Source organism: Leifsonia shinshuensis (assembly GCF_013410375.1).
In the GTDB taxonomy this organism is placed as follows: domain Bacteria; phylum Actinomycetota; class Actinomycetes; order Actinomycetales; family Microbacteriaceae; genus Leifsonia; species Leifsonia shinshuensis.
This window is the reverse complement of record NZ_JACCFL010000001.1, coordinates 1,480,896-1,497,795: the sequence shown is the minus strand read 5'-3', so window position 1 is coordinate 1,497,795 and position 16,900 is coordinate 1,480,896. Positions and strand designations below refer to the sequence as shown.

At 70.3% G+C, this 16,900-nt stretch carries 16 protein-coding genes and 1 tRNA gene; 7 read left to right on the top strand and 10 right to left on the bottom strand.

Annotated features, from left to right (window positions below; all coding sequences use genetic code 11):
* The first annotated feature begins 14 nt into the window (after positions 1-14).
* The 6 genes from HNR13_RS07300 to pstB all read left to right on the top strand — a co-directional run bounded on the left by HNR13_RS07300 (position 15) and on the right by pstB (position 7,378).
* Positions 15-2,228: an RNA degradosome polyphosphate kinase gene (locus tag HNR13_RS07300; RefSeq protein ID WP_179605136.1), complete on the top strand. Its 2,214-nt coding sequence runs from the start codon at positions 15-17 to the stop codon at positions 2,226-2,228.
* Positions 2,225-3,163, top strand: a complete 939-nt coding sequence (locus HNR13_RS07295) for an NUDIX domain-containing protein (protein WP_179605135.1) — start codon at positions 2,225-2,227, stop codon at positions 3,161-3,163. Before HNR13_RS07300 ends, HNR13_RS07295 begins: the two co-directional genes overlap by 4 nt.
* Positions 3,164-3,316: 153 nt before the next feature.
* Positions 3,317-4,411, top strand: coding sequence for a phosphate ABC transporter substrate-binding protein PstS (gene pstS, locus HNR13_RS07290; RefSeq protein ID WP_179605134.1), 1,095 nt, complete (start codon positions 3,317-3,319; stop codon positions 4,409-4,411).
* Between the two features lie 92 nt (positions 4,412-4,503).
* Positions 4,504-5,451: a phosphate ABC transporter permease subunit PstC gene (gene pstC, locus HNR13_RS07285; RefSeq protein ID WP_179605133.1), complete on the top strand. Its 948-nt coding sequence runs from the start codon at positions 4,504-4,506 to the stop codon at positions 5,449-5,451.
* On the top strand, positions 5,451-6,551 hold the full coding sequence (gene pstA / locus HNR13_RS07280; protein ID WP_179605132.1) for a phosphate ABC transporter permease PstA: 1,101 nt from the start codon (positions 5,451-5,453) through the stop codon (positions 6,549-6,551). The genes pstC and pstA overlap by 1 nt, the downstream gene beginning before the upstream one ends.
* 47 nt (positions 6,552-6,598) lie before the next feature.
* A complete protein-coding gene (gene pstB / locus HNR13_RS07275; protein WP_179605131.1) occupies positions 6,599-7,378 on the top strand; it encodes a phosphate ABC transporter ATP-binding protein PstB in 780 nt (259 codons plus the stop codon).
* A 101-nt stretch (positions 7,379-7,479) separates the two neighbouring features.
* Here the strand turns inward: pstB and HNR13_RS07270 are convergent, their stop codons facing one another.
* The 3 genes from HNR13_RS07270 to HNR13_RS07260 form a co-directional block, all read right to left on the bottom strand.
* Complete coding sequence (locus HNR13_RS07270) at positions 7,480-8,262, bottom strand: anti-sigma factor (RefSeq protein ID WP_179605130.1); 783 nt, start codon at positions 8,260-8,262, stop codon at positions 7,480-7,482.
* Positions 8,259-8,819 carry an ECF RNA polymerase sigma factor SigK gene (gene sigK, locus HNR13_RS07265; protein WP_343063488.1) on the bottom strand — a complete coding sequence of 187 codons (561 nt, stop codon included), beginning with the start codon at positions 8,817-8,819 and terminating at the stop codon, positions 8,259-8,261. Before sigK ends, HNR13_RS07270 begins: the two co-directional genes overlap by 4 nt.
* A gap of 261 nt (positions 8,820-9,080) precedes the next feature.
* On the bottom strand, positions 9,081-9,710 hold the full coding sequence (locus HNR13_RS07260) for a DNA-directed RNA polymerase subunit beta (protein WP_179605128.1): 630 nt from the start codon (positions 9,708-9,710) through the stop codon (positions 9,081-9,083).
* 57 nt (positions 9,711-9,767) lie between these two features.
* On the opposite strand from HNR13_RS07260, the gene HNR13_RS07255 reads away from it, so the two are divergent.
* Positions 9,768-9,840 (top strand) — tRNA-Lys (locus HNR13_RS07255).
* Positions 9,841-10,891: 1,051 nt separating this feature from the next.
* Here HNR13_RS07255 and HNR13_RS07250 read toward each other — a convergent pair.
* The 7 genes from HNR13_RS07250 to HNR13_RS07220 all read right to left on the bottom strand — a co-directional run bounded on the left by HNR13_RS07250 (position 10,892) and on the right by HNR13_RS07220 (position 16,894).
* Positions 10,892-11,479 (bottom strand): DUF4166 domain-containing protein, encoded by a 588-nt coding sequence (locus tag HNR13_RS07250; protein WP_179605127.1) that lies wholly within the window; start codon positions 11,477-11,479, stop codon positions 10,892-10,894.
* Positions 11,476-12,147, bottom strand: coding sequence for a DUF4166 domain-containing protein (locus tag HNR13_RS07245; RefSeq protein WP_179605126.1), 672 nt, complete (start codon positions 12,145-12,147; stop codon positions 11,476-11,478). The genes HNR13_RS07250 and HNR13_RS07245 overlap by 4 nt, the downstream gene beginning before the upstream one ends.
* The gene (locus HNR13_RS07240; protein WP_179605125.1) at positions 12,144-12,752 is read right to left on the bottom strand and encodes an SRPBCC family protein; all 609 of its coding nucleotides are present in this window, start codon (positions 12,750-12,752) and stop codon (positions 12,144-12,146) included. The genes HNR13_RS07245 and HNR13_RS07240 overlap by 4 nt, the downstream gene beginning before the upstream one ends.
* A gap of 165 nt (positions 12,753-12,917) precedes the next feature.
* The gene (locus HNR13_RS07235; protein ID WP_179605124.1) at positions 12,918-14,255 is read right to left on the bottom strand and encodes a S1C family serine protease; all 1,338 of its coding nucleotides are present in this window, start codon (positions 14,253-14,255) and stop codon (positions 12,918-12,920) included.
* A 156-nt stretch (positions 14,256-14,411) separates the two neighbouring features.
* Complete coding sequence (locus HNR13_RS07230; RefSeq protein ID WP_179605123.1) at positions 14,412-14,942, bottom strand: hypothetical protein; 531 nt, start codon at positions 14,940-14,942, stop codon at positions 14,412-14,414.
* A 17-nt stretch (positions 14,943-14,959) separates the two neighbouring features.
* Complete coding sequence (locus tag HNR13_RS07225) at positions 14,960-16,237, bottom strand: chloride channel protein (RefSeq protein ID WP_343063487.1); 1,278 nt, start codon at positions 16,235-16,237, stop codon at positions 14,960-14,962.
* A 30-nt stretch (positions 16,238-16,267) separates the two neighbouring features.
* Positions 16,268-16,894, bottom strand: a complete 627-nt coding sequence (locus HNR13_RS07220; protein WP_179605122.1) for a DUF4232 domain-containing protein — start codon at positions 16,892-16,894, stop codon at positions 16,268-16,270.
* Positions 16,895-16,900 lie beyond the last annotated feature (6 nt).

Sequence of the window (16,900 nt, the reverse complement as noted above, 5' to 3'; positions counted from 1 at the left end):
GCCATGATGGGGGCATGGACGGCGAGCACACTGCACTGGAGAACGGCCTACTCGACAACGGGCTGAGCGGAAGCCTGGGCAGCGACTTCGACGACGACTTCGCCCCCTTCATCTACGAGCCCGACCCGACGCTGCCGGAGAACCGCTACCTCGACCGCGAGCTGAGCTGGCTGGCGTTCAACCAGCGGGTGCTGGAGCTCGCCGAGGATCCGCTGCTCCCCGTCCTGGAGCGCGCCAACTTCCTCGCGATCTTCGCCAGCAACCTCGACGAGTTCTTCATGGTCCGGGTCGCCGGCCTCAAGCGGCGCATCGCGACCGGCCTCGCCGTCCCGACGAACGTCGGCCGCGCACCGCAGGACGTACTGGCCGACATCTCCCTCAAGGCGCACGAGCTGCAGGTGCGGCACGCCAAGGCCTACCGCGAGCTGGTGCTGCCCGCGCTGGAGGCCGCCGGCATCACGGTCTCGTCGTGGGACGAGCTGGACGAGGCCGACAAGGTCCAGATGCGCGAGGTGTTCTCGCAGCAGATCTTCCCGGTGCTCATGCCGCTGGCGGTCGACCCGGCGCACCCGTTCCCCTACATCTCCGGGCTCTCGCTCAACCTCTCCGTGCGCGTGCGCAACTCGCGCACCGGCAAGGAGCAGTTCGCGCGCCTCAAGGTGCCGCAGATGCTGCCGCGCTTCGTGCGCATCGACCAGCGCGAGGGGCTCGGCCAGGTGCGCTTCCTGCGCCTGGAGGACCTGATCGCCAACCACCTGGGCGACCTCTTCCCGGGCATGGAGATCCTCGACCACCACGTCTTCCGCGTCACCCGCAACGAGGACGTCGAGATCGACGAGGACGAGACGGAGAACCTCATCCAGGCGCTGGAGCGCGAGCTGCTGCGCCGCCGGTTCGGCCCGCCCATCCGGCTCGAGGTCACCGACGACATGGACGACGTCACGCTCGGCCTCCTGGTGCGCGAGCTCGACGTCACCGAGCAGGAGGTCTACCGACTGCCCGCGCCGCTCGACCTCGGCGGTCTGTTCGACCTTTCGCGCATCGACCGGCCCGACCTGCACTACCCCAACCACGTGCCGACGACGGCGCCGCAGCTCATGCCCAGCGAGCCGAACGCGAAGCCGGACATCTTCGCGGCCGTGGCGCGGCAGGACATCCTGCTGCACCACCCGTACGAGTCGTTCGCCACCAGCGTCCAGGCCTTCGTCGAGCAGGCGGCGGCCGACCCGCACGTGCTCGCCATCAAGCAGACGCTGTACCGCACCTCGGGCGACAGCCCCATCGTCGAGGCGCTGATCGACGCCGCGGAGGCCGGCAAGCAGGTGCTGGCGCTGGTGGAGATCAAGGCCCGGTTCGACGAGCAGAACAACATCTCCTGGGCCCGCAAGCTCGAGAAGGCCGGCGTGCACGTCGTGTACGGCCTGGTCGGCCTCAAGACGCACTGCAAGCTCGCGCTCGTCATCCGCGAGGAGAAGGGCGTCCTCAAGCACTACAGCCACATCGGGACGGGCAACTACAACCCGAAGACCTCGCGCATCTACGAGGACCTCGGCCTGCTCACCGCCGACGACCAGGTGGGCAAGGACCTCACCCGCCTGTTCAACGAACTGTCCGGGTACGCGATCGAGAAAAAGTTCAAGCGTCTCCTCGTCGCCCCGCTGCACCTGCGCAAGGGGCTGCTCAAGCGCATCGACACCGAGGCGGCGAACGCCGCGGCGGGCCGGCCCTCCGGCATCCGCATCAAGCTCAACTCCATCGTGGACGAGGCGATCATCGACGCGCTCTACCGCGCCAGCCAGGCCGGCGTTCCCGTGGAGCTGTGGGTGCGCGGCATCTGCGGGCTGGTCCCCGGGCGCGAGGGGCTTTCCGAGAACATCCGGGTCCGCTCGGTGCTGGGCCGCTACCTGGAGCACTCGCGCGTGTTCTCCTTCGTCAACGACAGCGACCCGCAGGTGTACATCGGCAGCGCCGACATGATGCACCGCAACCTCGACCGCCGGGTGGAGGCGCTGGTGCGGCTGACCGCCCCCGAGCACCTGGCCGAGCTCGACCGGCTGTTCGACCTCGCCTTCGACGAACGCACCGCCGCGTGGGTGCTCGCGGAGGACGGCGTCTGGACCCGGCACCACCTCGACGAGAACGGCGCACCGCTGACCGACCTCCAGACCAAGCTGCAGCAGCAGGCCACGCAGCGTCCGCGTTCGGCGCGCACGGGAACCAGGCGGTGAGTCTCGCCGTCTACGCCGCGGGCGCCCTCTGCTGGCGCGTCGTGGACGACAAGATCGTCGTGCTCGTCGTGCACCGCACGAAGTACGGCGACGTCACCATTCCCAAGGGCAAGGTCGATCCGGGCGAGACCCTCCCGCAGACGGCCGTGCGCGAGATCCTCGAGGAGACCGGACTCGCGGTGACGCTCGGTGTCCCGCTCGGCACGTCGGCGTACCCGCTCAGCTCGGGCCGCGAGAAGATCGTGCACTACTGGGCCGCCGAGGTGGTCGACCACGCGATCGAGCGCTCGACGTTCGTGCCGAACACCGAGATCGCCGCCATCGAGTGGGTCACGCTGAAGAAGGCGCGCGGCTACCTCACCTACGAGCGCGACGTCGAAATCGTCGAGGCGTTCGAGGCGCTGGTGCGACAGGGCATCACCTCCACGTTCGCGCTCATCGCACTGCGCCACGGCAAGGCGGAGCCGCGCAGCGCCTGGTCCGGCCCGGATGCGTCCCGCCCGCTCACCGAGCGGGGCGTCAGGCAGGCGGCGGGCGACGTGCCGACCCTGCTGGCCTGGGGCCCGAGGCGGATCATCACCAGCGACGCGGTGCGCTGCGTCGCCACCGTCGCCCCGCTCGCCGCGGCGACCGGCGTCAAGCCGCACCGCGAGCCCGGCATCAGCCAGGACGCCTTCGAGGACGGCGACGGCGACGTCCGCGCCGTCGTCGGCAAGCGCGTGCGGTCCCGCAAGACCGCAGTGCTGTGCAGCCACGGCCCCGTCCTCCCGGAGATCCTGCGCGAGATCGCACTCGCGACGGGCACGATGCCCGGCGCGTACCTCGCCGACGCGGCCGACCTCGACACCGGCGGATTCTCGGTCGTGCACCTCTCGGCCAGCAACCCGTCCTCGGGCATCGTCTCCATCGAGACGTATGCACCGGCGGCGGACTGACCGCGGGACCGCTGGCCTCCTACCCCAGCTAGCCAACCCTTGTTTACCTTCTGTTTACCACTGCGGGGGACTCTGGTCAGACACCGGGCATAGCGTCTCACGCGGGTCGCACCGACCCCGTCCTGTTGTTACTGATCCCCGGAAGGGACAACTGTGAAACTGAAGCGTCTTGGCGTTCCCGTGGCACTTCTCGCCGCCGCCGCCATCTCCCTCACCGCTTGTGCGTCGAACGAGGGCAGCACCCCGGCGACCACCACGGCCAAGCCGTCGAACCTGTCCGGCACGCTGAACGGCATCGGCTCGTCCGCTCAGGGCGCCGCGCAGACCGTCTGGGCCGCCGGCTTCCAGCAGGCCAACCCGAAGGTCACCGTCAACTACGACCCGCAGGGCTCCGGCGCCGGCCGCAAGAGCTTCATCTCGGGCGCTGCCGACTTCGCCGGCTCCGACGCCGCCCTCAAGACGGAGGAGCTCGCCGGCACGTTCGCGGGCTGCGCCGCGGGCGCCAAGGGCATCGACCTGCCGGTCTACATCTCCCCGATCGCCATCGCGTACAACGTCGACGGCGTGAAGGACCTCAAGCTCGACGCCGACACGATCGCCGGCATCTTCTCGGGCAAGATCACCACCTGGGACGACCCCAAGATCAAGGACCAGAACTCGGGCGCCACGCTCCCGTCGGCCCCGATCACGGTCGTGCACCGCTCCGACGACTCGGGCACCACGCAGAACTTCACCGACTACCTGTCGGCGAACGCCCCGACCGTCTGGACGGCTCCCGCCTCGCAGACCTTCCCGTTCCAGGTCGGTGACGCCGCCAAGGGCACCTCGGGTGTCGCGGACGCCACCAAGAACGCGAAGAACTCGATCACCTACATCGACGAGTCGGGCTCGGCCGGTCTCTCGATCGCCCAGCTGAAGGTCGGCGACACCTACACCAAGATCAGCGCCGACGGCGCCGCCAAGGTCGTGGCCGCCTCCCCGATCGCCTCGGGCCGCGACACCAACGACCTGGCCATCCAGATCAACCGCAAGGACACCTCCAAGGGTGCCTGGCCGCTGGTCCTGGTCTCGTACGTGATCGCCTGCCAGCAGTACAAGGACGCCGCCAAGGCGGACCTGGTCAAGGGCTACGTCGACTACATCATCACCGGCGACGCCCAGAAGGCCGCTGCCCAGCAGGCCGGCTCGGCCCCGCTGTCGAGCGACCTGTCCTCCAAGGTCAGCAAGGCTGTCGCCAGCATCAAGTAACACCCCGGCCGCTCGGCCTGGACCGCACCCCGGTCCAGGCCGAGCGGCGCACCACACTCACCCTCCGGGGACCCGATGAGAGAAAGCAACGAATGACCGCCGGAACCGCAGGAGCCATCAGGCCGAAGGCGAAAACCCGCCTCGGCGACCGCGTCTTCTCCACCTCCACCGTCGTGGCCGGGTCGCTGATCCTCGCCACGCTCGCCGCGGTGGCGCTCTTCCTCATCATCCAGAGCATCCCCGCTCTGGGCGCCGGAGCCGGCCAGCTCCCCAACAACGCCACCAACTTCTGGTCGTGGGTCTGGCCGCTGGTCTTCGGCACCATCTGGGCAGCGGTCATCGCGCTCATCATCGCGACCCCGCTGTCGATCGGGATCGCGCTCTTCATCTCGCACTACGCGCCCCGCCGCGTCGCGCAGACCCTCGGCTACATCATCGACCTGCTCGCCGCGGTCCCGTCCGTCGTCTTCGGCCTCTGGGGCATCGCGACGCTCTCCTCGTTCGTCCAGCCGTTCTACGCCTGGCTCGGCCAGTACGTCGGCTGGTTCCCGCTCTTCGCTCCGCCGGTCTCCGGCACCGGCCGCACCATCCTCACGGCCGCCATCGTGCTGGCCGTGATGGTCATCCCGATCATGACGGCCATCTGCCGCGAGATCTTCCTGCAGACCCCGCGCCTCCACGAGGAGGCCGCGCTCGCGCTCGGCGCCACCAAGTGGGAGATGGTCCGCATGGCGGTCCTCCCCTTCGCCCGCAGCGGCATCGTCTCCGCGATCATGCTGGGCCTGGGCCGCGCGCTCGGCGAGACCCTGGCTATCGCGATGGTGCTCTCGCCCGCGCTGATCGTGAAGTTCGCCGTCCTGCAGGCGCAGAGCCCGAACACCATCGCTGCCAACATCGCGCTGCAGTTTCCCGAGGCCACCGGCATCGGCGTCAACGCGCTCATCGCCTCCGGTCTGGTGCTGTTCATCGTGACCCTGCTGATCAACATGCTCGCCCGTTATATCGTCAGCCGCCGTGCGGCCTTCTCTGGAGCGAACTGATGGCCGCCACCACCACGACCGCGACCGCGGCGCCCCGCCCGCTGACCAACTCCTACACCGCGGGCAAGCTGCCGCGCTGGACCCCCTGGGTGATGCTCGTCGGCTCCTGGGCCGTCCTCATCGCCGTCTTCGCGATGCTGGCGGCCAGCGGCGCCACCAAGGGCTTCAACATCGTCGGCGCCATCTTCTTCGGCACCGTGCTCTTCGACGTCGCGATCTACGCGACGTCGCTGCTGGTCGAGGGCAACCGCAAGGCCAAGGACCGGCTGGTCACCTCGCTCGTCGTGACCGCGTTCATCATCGCGCTGCTGCCGCTCATCTCGCTCGGCTGGACGGTCGTCGCCCAGGGCCTGGCCCGGTTCGACATCACGTTCTTCTCCGAGTCGATGCGCAACGTCATCGGCGAGGGCGGCGGCGCGCTGCACGCCATCGTCGGCACGCTGATCATCACGGCGCTGACGGCGATCATCTCCGTTCCGATCGGCCTGCTCACCTCGATCTATCTCGTGGAGTACGGCCGTGGGCCGCTCGCGCGGGCCATCACCTTCCTCGTGGATGTGATGACCGGCATCCCGTCGATCGTCGCCGGTCTGTTCGCCTACGCCCTGTTCGCGCTGATCTTCGGCCCGGCCATCCGCAACGGCTTCATGGCCGCCATCGCGCTGTCCGTGCTGATGATCCCGGTGGTCGTCCGCTCCAGCGAGGAGATCCTGCGGATCGTGCCCAACGAGCTCCGGGAGGCGTCCCTCGCCCTCGGCGTCCCCAAGTGGCTGACCGTGGTCAAGGTCGTCCTGCCGACGTCGCTCGCGGGACTCGTGACCGGTGTCATGCTCGCGATCGCCCGTGTGATCGGCGAGACCGCGCCGCTGCTGATCGTCGCCGGCTTCACGACGAGCATGAACTACAACCCGTTCCAGGACCGGATGATGGCGCTGCCGGTGTTCGTGTACACGCAGTACACCCAGGCGGCCGGCCTGCACGCCCAGGCGTCCATCGACCGCGCCTGGACCGGCGCGCTCACGCTGATCATCATCGTGATGCTCCTGAACCTCATCGGTCGGATCGTCGCCAAGGTCTTCGCCCCCAAGTACGGCCGCTGACCGCGGACTCCACAGCTTCAACCCGAAGAACGCAGACAAGGAAAAACGTGTCCAAGCGCATCGAAGTCAACGACCTCAACGTCTACTACAGCAAGTTCCTCGCCGTGGAGGGCGTGTCGCTCACCATCGAGCCGCGGACCGTGACCGCGTTCATCGGCCCGTCCGGCTGCGGCAAGTCGACCTTCCTCCGCACGCTGAACCGCATGCACGAGGTCATCCCGGGCGCGTACGTCGACGGCGAGGTCCTGATCGACGGCAACAACCTGTACGGCGCGGGCGTCGACCCGGTGCTCGTGCGCCGCCAGGTGGGCATGGTGTTCCAGCGCCCGAACCCGTTCCCGACCATGAGCATCCGCGACAACGTGCTCGCCGGCGTCAAGCTCAACAACCGCCGGATGTCCAAGAGCGAGTCCGACGACCTCGTCGAGAAATCGCTGCAGGGCGCGAACCTCTGGAACGAGGTCAAGGACCGCCTCAACCTCCCGGGCTCCGGTCTGTCGGGCGGTCAGCAGCAGCGTCTGTGCATCGCGCGCGCCATCGCGGTCTCCCCCGACGTGCTCCTGATGGACGAGCCCTGCTCGGCCCTCGACCCGATCTCCACCCTCGCGATCGAGGACCTCATCGAGGAGCTCAAGAACGAGTACACGATCGTGATCGTCACCCACAACATGCAGCAGGCCTCGCGTGTCTCCGACCGCACCGCGTTCTTCAACATCGCGGGCACGGGCAAGCCGGGCAAGCTCATCGAGTACGCCGACACCAACATGATCTTCTCGAACCCCACCCAGCAGGCCACCGAGGACTACGTCTCCGGTCGCTTCGGTTGATCCGCAGCCACGCATGACCGAGGCCCACGGGATGTCCCGTGGGCCTCGTCGCGTCTGGGCCTCGTCGCGTCTGGGCCGTTCAATCGCGGCCGGGCGCCCGCTCAGGAGGTGATCGCGACGATCGGCTTCGTGGTCGGCTGCTTCGACCCGCCGGCCGGCTCGACCGTCAGGCCGACGGTGTCGCCGGGGGCCATCGTGCCGCTGAGGACCCGCCAGGTCGCGATGTGTCCGCTGGAGTCCATGGTCCCGGCGGGGGTCGCCGCGCCGTCGCGGATGTACCAGAGCTCGTAGGTCTTGCCCCCGGCGAGCTTCGGCAGGTCGGTGGCGACGAGCGCGGACCGGCCGAGCTGGGCCGACCAGACGAGCGTCGCCGTCCCCCCGCCGTTGATGGCGGCGCTGCTGCGCTGGGTGTCCGGAGCGGCGTTCAGCGCCGCCAGAGCGGCGGACTGCTGCTGCTGGTAGGAGTCGCTGCCGGAGAGCGCGACGCCCACGAAGGTGCCGGCGACGAAGAGGACGACCGCAGCGGCGGCGGATGCCAGGATGGCGCCGGGGCGCTGGAACCAGCGGCGCTCGGCACGGCGCTCGGCCGGGGTCTGAGCGGAAGCGACAGCGGTCGCCGGCGCCTCGGGGATGCTGGTGGGGCTCGGCTCCGGGTGCGGCACAGGCGCCACCGCAGGCGCCGCCTCGGCCTCCGGGGCCAGCTGCGGCGTTTGGGCGATCCGGGCGAACAGGGCGGCCTTCATCGCCGACGGCGGCTCGACCGGGTCCGCCGCGAGGGCGAGCTGGGCGGCCACCTCCTCGAAGTCGTCGGCCTCCCTCGCGTCGTCCGCACCGAGGCGGGCGCCGAGGCGCGCGGGGTCCACGCTGTCGCGGTCGTCGGTCATCGTGTCACCCCCAGTTCGTCGCGCAGCCGTATCATCGCATCCCGCAACCGGGTTTTGGCTGTGCCGAGGGGGATGCCGAGCTCGGCCGCGACCTCGCTCTGGCTGAGGCCGCCGTAGTAGGCGAGCGCGACGGCTTGGCGCTGCGCCTCACTCAGCTTCGCCATGGCCACCTCCACTCGCTCGTGCTCCACCCGGACCTCCACCGTCTCCGCCACGACGTCGAACGCCGTGGGCAGGTCACGGATGCCGACCGCGGTGTCCCGGTCGTGCGAGGCCTGGGACGCGCGGATGCGGTCGATCGCCCTCCGGTGGGCCATCGTCAGGATCCAGGTGAGCGCTCTGCCTTTATTCGGATCGAATCGCGGAGCGGATTGCCACGCCTCCAGGAACACCTCCTGGGCGACCTCCTCGGACTGCGCCGCGTCGATGAGCAGTCGCCGGATGAGGCCGAGCACCCGGGGCGCCGTGCGGTCGTAGAAGTCGGAGAACGCGCGCTGGTCGCCCTGCGCCGTACGCAGCAGGAGGCCGTCGAGTTCGGCCGCCGGGGCGTCGTCCACCGTTTGTTCTCCGCTCGTCGCCCGCCGATGTCGTCCTCGACAGTAGATCACGCCTGCGGGCGGGCGGGCCCGCAACAGGCGGAAAGGCATGAAAGAGCCGGACCGCAGAACGCCTCTCGGCGCGAGGCCGCTCGAAGCGGCAAGTATTGGAGCCCGGGGTTACTGCGGTCCGGCTTCGTCAAGCATACAGGAGGCCGCGGCGGCGTTCACGGCGTGGCGTTCGCAGGGAGAGAACGGCGGACGGGAATAGGCCGCGGCGGCTCAGTCGAGCGAGTCGGTGCGCCAGAGCCGCGCGCAGGTCGTCAACTCCTCGGCGGTGCGGGTGAACCGCAGGGCGCGCGTTGTCAACTCGCTCGCCCGCTCGGGGTCGAGCGCATCCCGGTCGTCGGCGACGGACAGGCAGCCGGCCGCCGTCACCCGGCAGAACGCGGCCGCACGATCCAGCGCCACCGCGAAGTCCCCCTCGAACACCCCGCGCAGGATGCGATCGGCGAGCTCGGTCACCTCCCCCGGCCCGGCCGGCGTCGGCGCACCGGCCACGACCGGGTCGATCGAGGCGATGACCTCGGTGCCGCGCTGGTACAGGAGGGCGGTTCCCTCGGCGTCCTGCCGGATCAGCAGCCGCAGCAGGTAGATCCGCCACAGCGCCCCCGGAAGGCTCTTGGGGTTGGACCGCGCCCACAGCTCGGCGATGGCATCGATGCCGTGCTCGTCGGTGTACGCGACCAGCCGGTCCACGATCTCCGGATCGGGATCCTCCCGCACCCGCGCGAGCAGCGCCTGCGCGGTCTCATGCGCGACCTTGCTGATCTGCGCGGGATCGTCCCCACCGAGAAAGGCCTCGAACATCCCCCCGGGAAACAGCGTGGGCTTGTGATAGCGATCCGGCATCCCCCCATTCTCCCCCGGCACGGGGAGCTGCGGAATCCACGCTAGATTAGTGGGCGAGGGCCTCTAGCTCAGTCGGTAGAGCATCGGACTTTTAATCCGCGGGTCGTGGGTTCGAGCCCCACGGGGCCCACCCAGGGAATCACAGGGATCCAAGCCCATCGGCGGCGGATTGTGGAGCCTGTGATCCATCAGGACATCTCTGACGAAACTGCATCAATAGAGCTCTGACGTTTCGGCGGCTTCTGGTCCTGACAGTTGCCCTCAATGTTTAAGGGATGAGCCGTGATGACCCTGTTGATCCTCGTGTCCGTCTCGCGATCGTTCAGTGGCCGCCGGATGCTCCGTCGCCTTCGTGCGAACGGCAGCTCTTAAGAGACGGCGTTCGGGGTCCGAGAACCTACCTAGCGTTTGGGACGATACGACGCCATCCCCGCACTAGTGGACGATCGTTTCCAATCGATATGTGCCGTTAGGGTGGGGCTCAGAGCAAGGGAGGGACTCAGTTTGTTTCGACGATGGCCACGTCGTACGCGTATGCGATTCCAATTCGGCGCCGGACTGTTCTTCTGCTTCGTATCTGTGATCTCTTTGCTCACCGGCGGTGCAGCGGAAGTCTTTGTTCCCGTTCTGATCGCAGTAGGGATGTTCTGCGGAGCCTTTGTGCAGCGCGCCAAACTGCGACGCGAGGAAGCACCGTCAACGCGCCCCTAAGCCTGACGCGACAAGTTCCCTAGATGTCGAACCCTCCGTTTGCCGCCCAAGAAGAAACAGAGATCCCGCTATCGGCTCCTTTTGGTGGGCAGGGCGACGGCGAGACCAACGGCGGAATTGCCGGAATCGAAAGCCACTTCCTTGTCAGACCCGGGACGATTCACCTAGTCGTGGTTTGAACGCCTTGCGCGAACGGTTCTCGCTTGGGCGGCCGCCGACCCCGAGAACCGGATGCTCAACTGGCGGGGAGGTCACCGATGCTGCGGCTTCGTGGCGCGCCTCTAAGCGCCTTCTGCGGCGCTCGAGGGCCTGCGCCGCGCTTACCCACGACATGTCGAACAGTATGCACGGTCGACGATGACCACGTCATCCTGCAGGCGGGCTACCACCTACCTGCGCTCCCCCAGGAACGCACGCCGCCTCATCGACGCCTTCGAGTCTCCGAAGCACCTTCCGGAAGGCTTGCCGCCTCACTCCGCCTCCCCGACTTCGTACTCGAACTCCCCCGCATACCGGAACCACTCCCCGAGCAGCGGCGTGCGCAGCCGGACGTCGATGTGCCGCCTCCCCTCGACCACAGTGTCCAGCACCGTCACCCCCGCCAGCCGCGGCACCCGCACCCCCACCCGCCCCACCCGGACCCACTGCGGCCCCGACCGCATGCGCAGCCCGGTGTCGCCGACCGTGAGCAGCATGCGGACCTCCAAGCCGTTCCGGCGGCCCAGGAAGTCGTGGAGGTGGCCGTCGACCACGCGGAGGGTGTCCTCGAGCACGCGGTCGCCGGCCGGGAAGCGGAAGGTCCGGACGGTGTGGAGTCCGCCGTCGGCGGTCGGAGTGTTCACGATGCGGAACGGGACGTCCGTGCCCTGGTCGGGGAACAGGACACCCCGGCGCGCCAGCAGCCTCAACAGCGGCCGCAGCATGCGCCTCGCGCATCCCGCCGACGCGAACACGCCCTCGCCGATCCCGGCACCGACCGCGGAGACGTGGGTGCGCAGCGGCTCCGGCAGGTCCGCGAGGCCGGGGCCGAGCGCCTGCTCGAAGACGGAGCCGGTCACACGCGGCTCTCGTGCCGCACCGGCTTGAGGCGTGCGGGTGCGTCGGTGGCCTCCGGGAAGTCGCAGCGGAACTCGCCCGCGTACCCGAACAGGAAGCCGAACACCGCGTTGCGCACCTCCAGCTCGATCCGGTAGACCTCCGCCTCCTCGTCGTACCACTCGTGGAGGCGGGCCCGCCCGCTGAACAGCATGGGGAAGCGGAACCCGATCAGCCGGCCCTCGTAGAACCGCTGGGCCCCCGACTCCAGGTGCAGCGAGCCGTCGTCGCCGACGCGCAGGTCCAGGTCCACGGCGAGGTGCTGGTGCGTTCCGAGATAGTCGAGCACGCGTCCGTCGCTGAGGATCATGGTCGCGTCGAAGCGGCTCGGGCGGCGGCGGACGCGGTACTCGCGCACGAAGGTCACCGTCTCCCGGCCGAGCGGGTCGCGGTACGGGTAGTTCTCGATCGTGAACGGCACGTTCTCGCCGACGTCCGGGATCAGGATGTTGCGCAGCCTGCCGACGTAGAGGAACGGCACGACCCACCACGGCCCGCGCCGGATCCGCGACATGACGCCGGTGCCGACGCACGCGTAGCCGGCGTCCAGGCCGACGCCGAAGCGCTTCCGCATCATCGGCGACAGGCGCGCGAAGTCGTCGCCGAGAGCCTCCTCGAAGATCGACGTCACGGCGCCTCCAGGGTCGCGAGGGTCGACGGCGGCACGTCCGCGCCGCGCGAGTACCGCGGGCTGCGGCGGCACCGGGAGGCCCGCGGCCGGTCCGCGCGCCAGAACTGCAGGACTGACCACAGCGGCCACGCCTCGGGCGGCGTGCCGGTCTCCGCCCAGATCCGCAGCCGGTCGAAGCTCCACGCGGTCATCCAGCCGATGAGCGGCCGCATCACCAGCGCGTCGAGCACGCGACCCCAGCCGGGCGCGTAGTCGTAACCGGTGATGAAGGTCGTCCCGGCCTCGGTCGGCACGTAACGCCAGTAGCCGCGGCCCTCCCCGAGCGGCGACAGCCGATCCCGGGTCGTGAACCGCAGAGCGGAGGTGCGCGTGCCGTCCGGCCGGCTCCGCTCGCCGAGCGAGGTGCCGGTGCCGACGATGGTGTGGAACGGCAGTCGCCGCTCGTACCGGAACCGGTACCCGCCGCTCGGGAGTTCCGCGACCGGGACGATGGAGCTGAACCGGAGGTCCCACCGGGGATGCAGCGCGGGATCCTGGGTCAGCGACCACACCACGTCGACGGCGGCACGGATCTCCACCTCGACGTACACGCGCTCCCCCCGCATGACCCCATCATCTCGGAGACCGCCGGGTGACGCAGGCCCCCGATCAGAGGGCAGGTGATTGCCACGCGTCCGGAGCGGACCGGCCGGGAGACCCGAAGCCGCAGCGACCCCGCAACGACGGAGCGGCGCCGCCCTCGGGCGACGCCGCTCCGGCCTCCCGTTCCGTTACGCGACCGGCCCCTGCGCCAGCGTGACCTGCGCCGTGTGCGACGACCCGGACGCGTCGGTCCAGGTGACGGCGACGCTGTCGCCCGGGTGGTGGGCCGCCAGCGCCGCCGTCAGGTCCTGCGACGAGCCGATCGCGGTCCCGTCGATCGCGGTGATCGTGTCGCCCGACGTCAGGCCCGCCGACGCGGCAGGCCCGCCGTCGACGACGCCGGCCAGCGTGGCGCCGGAGGCCGCGGCGGCACCCGAGGACGAGCCGTACCCCGACGCCGCGCTGTCCGCCGGAGCCACCTCCACGCCCAGGAACGCCGGGTAGCCGATCGTCACCGTCGAGGAGGCCTGGCCCGACGTGATCTCGCTCGCGATGGTGAGCGCGTTCCGGATCGGGATGGCGTAGCCGGCGGTCGCTCCGCCCTGCTGGGCGGCAGTGTCGATGCCCACGACCCGGTCGGCCGAGTCGAACAGGGGGCCGCCGGAGTCGCCGGCCTGGATGTCGGCGTCGGTCTGGATGAGGCCGTTCAGCCTCTCCGACACCGCGGTCTGCTCGGCCTGCGTGGTGATGGTCTGGTCGAGTGCCGTGACCGTGCCGGGCGACGCCGACGGTGTGCCGCCGGTCCCCCCGGCATTGCCGACGCCCGTGACGGTGTCGCCGACGGCCACGCTGCCGGACGTGTTCAGGTTCGCGGTGCTGAGGCCGGACGCGTTGCTCAGCTTCAGGACGGCGATGTCGTCGGTGGCGTCGGTGCCGACCACCGTCGCGGTGTACTGCGCACCGGTCGACACCACGGTGACGCTGATGCTGGTCGCGTCCTCCACCACATGGTTGTTGGTGAGGATCTCGCCGTCGGAGGTGAGGACGAGACCGGTTCCCGCGCTCTCCGCCTGGGCATAGGTGAGCTGGGACGTGATGTCGACGACGCCGACCTCCTCGGCCGCGGTCGCGCTCGCCAGGCCGGAGGAGCCTGCCGAGGAGCCCGAGCCGCCCAGCGACCCCGAACCGGACGATCCGGAGCCGCCCGAGGCCGAACCGCCGGAGCCGTATCCGTATCCATATCCGTAGCCGCCGGATCCGTAGCCGCCCGACCCGTACCCGTTCCGGCTCAGCGTGTTGTGGACGCTGCTGGACACCGCCGAGCCGGAGCCCGACGCCGAGCTCACGCTGTACGTCAGCGCCCCGAGCCCGAACGCCGCGCCGACGGCGACGGTGGCCGCGACGGCGGTCGAGACGACGACCGCGGGCCGGTGCCGGCTGCGCCCTGCACCGTGCGGCGCGGGAGCGACGGACGGCGCCGTGCTCGTGGCTGTTGATTCTGCGGGAACTCCGTCGACGGCGTCCATGGCTGTGGTCCTCTCGATCCAAGGTTGCTGCGCACAGCACACCGCAGCGGCATGGGAGGCCATCATGGGCTGGTTTTGACGACGCCGTGAGGAGACTTGAGTTCGCTATGAATCGCGTCACGGGAAGGTCACGGGCGTGCCTGCCCCGCCCACCGACTACGGCGTCGGCGCGGACGGCAGGCCTGCAGCCAGCAGGAAATCCGGGGTCGGCTCCACGTCGAGCCGGAACGTGCTCCCGTTCGACGCGATGCGGCACCCGGTCAGCCCGAGCATCACCGCGAGGTGGGAGGCGCCGCTCCAGAAGGTGAACTCCACCGCCTCGCCGTCGTCCATCGGGCAGTTGACCGCGCCGGTGTCGTGGCGGCCTGTCGAGTCGAGGAAGGACGCGACGCGCGCGGCCCGTGCGGGATCGTCGACGACCACCCCGGTCTGCAGCGCTCGGGAGGGCAGCGCGCCGTAGTGGCACACCCGGAACCCGGCCGGCGTGAACGGCACGATCCGCTGATCGGCGCCCGGCACGCCGGAGTCGGACAGCGTCCCGGACGGCGAGGACGGGCACGGTCCGGGCGAGTAGGTCCCGGTCGGCGCGGCGCCCGGGAGCGGCTGCGGCGTACACCCGGCGAGCGCGACGACACACGCGCCCGTCACCGCGAGCGCGGCGAGGATCCTCCGCGGAGAGCTGCGCACACGACGAAGGCTACCCCTCAGGCCACGCCGGTGACCCGCCCGCGCTCCAGCACGTAGCCGACGGCCACCGCTCCGGCGATGCAGAGCATCAGCGGAGCGAGCATGTCCGGTCCCTGGTTGGTGAACTCCATGACCAGGAGGAGGGCGGTCAGCGGCGCGCGCATGGTCACGGCGAGGAACGCGGCGGCGCCGAGCAGCGCGAACGCCGCGATCGGCTCGCCCGGCCAGGCGAGCTCCCAGATCCCGCCGAGGGTCAGGCCGAGGCCGGCGCCGATCGCGAACGACGGCGTGAGCGTGCCGCCCGCCGCGCCGGCGCCGATCGTCCCGACGGTCGCGGCGGTCTTGACGACGGTCGTCAGCAGGATGACGACGACCGGCAGCGTCGCCGTCAGCGCGAGCTGCCCCAGCGAGCGGCCGTTCCCGAGGATCGCCGGCAGCCACAGCGCCACCACGCCCACGGCGGTGAAGACGACCGGCATCACGATGAGGATGCCCCACGACTTCGGGCGGTGGTTCTGGGCCAGGCGGGTGAGCCGCACGAAGCCGACGGCGGCGAAGCCGATGATCGGCCCGGCGAGGACCGCCCACACCACGAGCTGCGGCTGCAGCGGGAGCTTCTCCACGACGTAGAGCGGGTTGGCCGGCACGACGACGCGTGCGACGAGGGCGGCGATCGCGGAGGTCGCGAGCGCGGGCAGCACCGTCGCGAAGCTGATCTCCGCCAGCAGGATCTCGATCGCGAACACCGCGCCGCCGAACGGGACGTTGTAGACCGCGGCGAGGCCGGCGCCGGCTCCGCAGGCGACCAGGATGCGGCGCTCCCGGGCGCTCACCCCCGCACGGTCGGACAGCCAGGACGCCCACCACGCCGCGACCTCGCGCGGCGCGACCTCCCGGCCGATCGAGGCGCCGAGGCCCACGATGATCACCTGGAGGGCGGCGTTGAGCAGGGTGACGACGCCGGGCATCCGGCGGCCGCCCACCGCCGACTCCACCGAGACGATCGTCCGCGCCGGGCTGCGGCGTCCCCAGCGCCGGAGGAAGTACCACCCGACGCCGCCGATGACGCCGGCGAGGGCCAGGGCGATGACGCGGCTCGCGGGCGGCGCGTCGAGGAGTCCCTCCAGGAAGGTCCCCTCCGAGTACCCGAAGGCGAGGTGCTGGATGGTGTGCAGCCCCAGGTAGACCAGGCCGCCGCCCACGCCTGCGCCGACCCCGACGAGCGCCGTGACGACGACCAGCCTGGCCAGCCAGGCAGGCGTGGCGCGCGCGGGGACGCGGCGGGCGGAGGGCACGAGGCCAGGCTATCGTCAGCGAGCCGCCGCTCAGGGCGCGGCGAGCCCTCCGACCGTGAGGAGGTTCACCGTGGTGGACGTGCACGCCGTGTAGTTCGTGTTGCCGATGAACAGCGACTCGGTCGACCCCGGCGGGTAGACCCGGAAGCCGTCGGCCTTCTGCGGCTTGCAGTCGGAGTCGGAGTAGTTGCCCGCCTGGGTGATCTTCAGCGGCGCCTGCGCGGTGCCGCCGGGCTGCAGGACGACCGTGTCGTGCGGGGTGCTGCGGTCGAACTGCGCCGGGTTGCCGAGCTGGGTGCCGTTGCCGTCGCCGACGAACGAGACACCCGGCCAGCCCTGCAGCGAGCACTGCGTCGTCCCCTTGTTGGTGAGGATCAGGGTGACCTCCACGTGCCCGGCTGCGCCGCCGCCGCCGGGGCCGATGCTCCCGGCCAGTGCGGAGGTGGCGCACTGGCCGTCCACCGGCTGCGAGCTGCTGGTGCCGGTCGGGCGCGGCGACGCCGTGCCGGTGTCGGCGGAGGTGGAGTCGGAGGACGCAGGGGACTGCGACGGACCCGCGCCGGAGGCGCAGCCGGCGACCCCCCAGGCGAACGCCGCGGCGAGCGCGAGCGCGAGGGCGGGCCGGGCGATGACGGAGGCGCGGGTCGAGGCGGACATGCACTA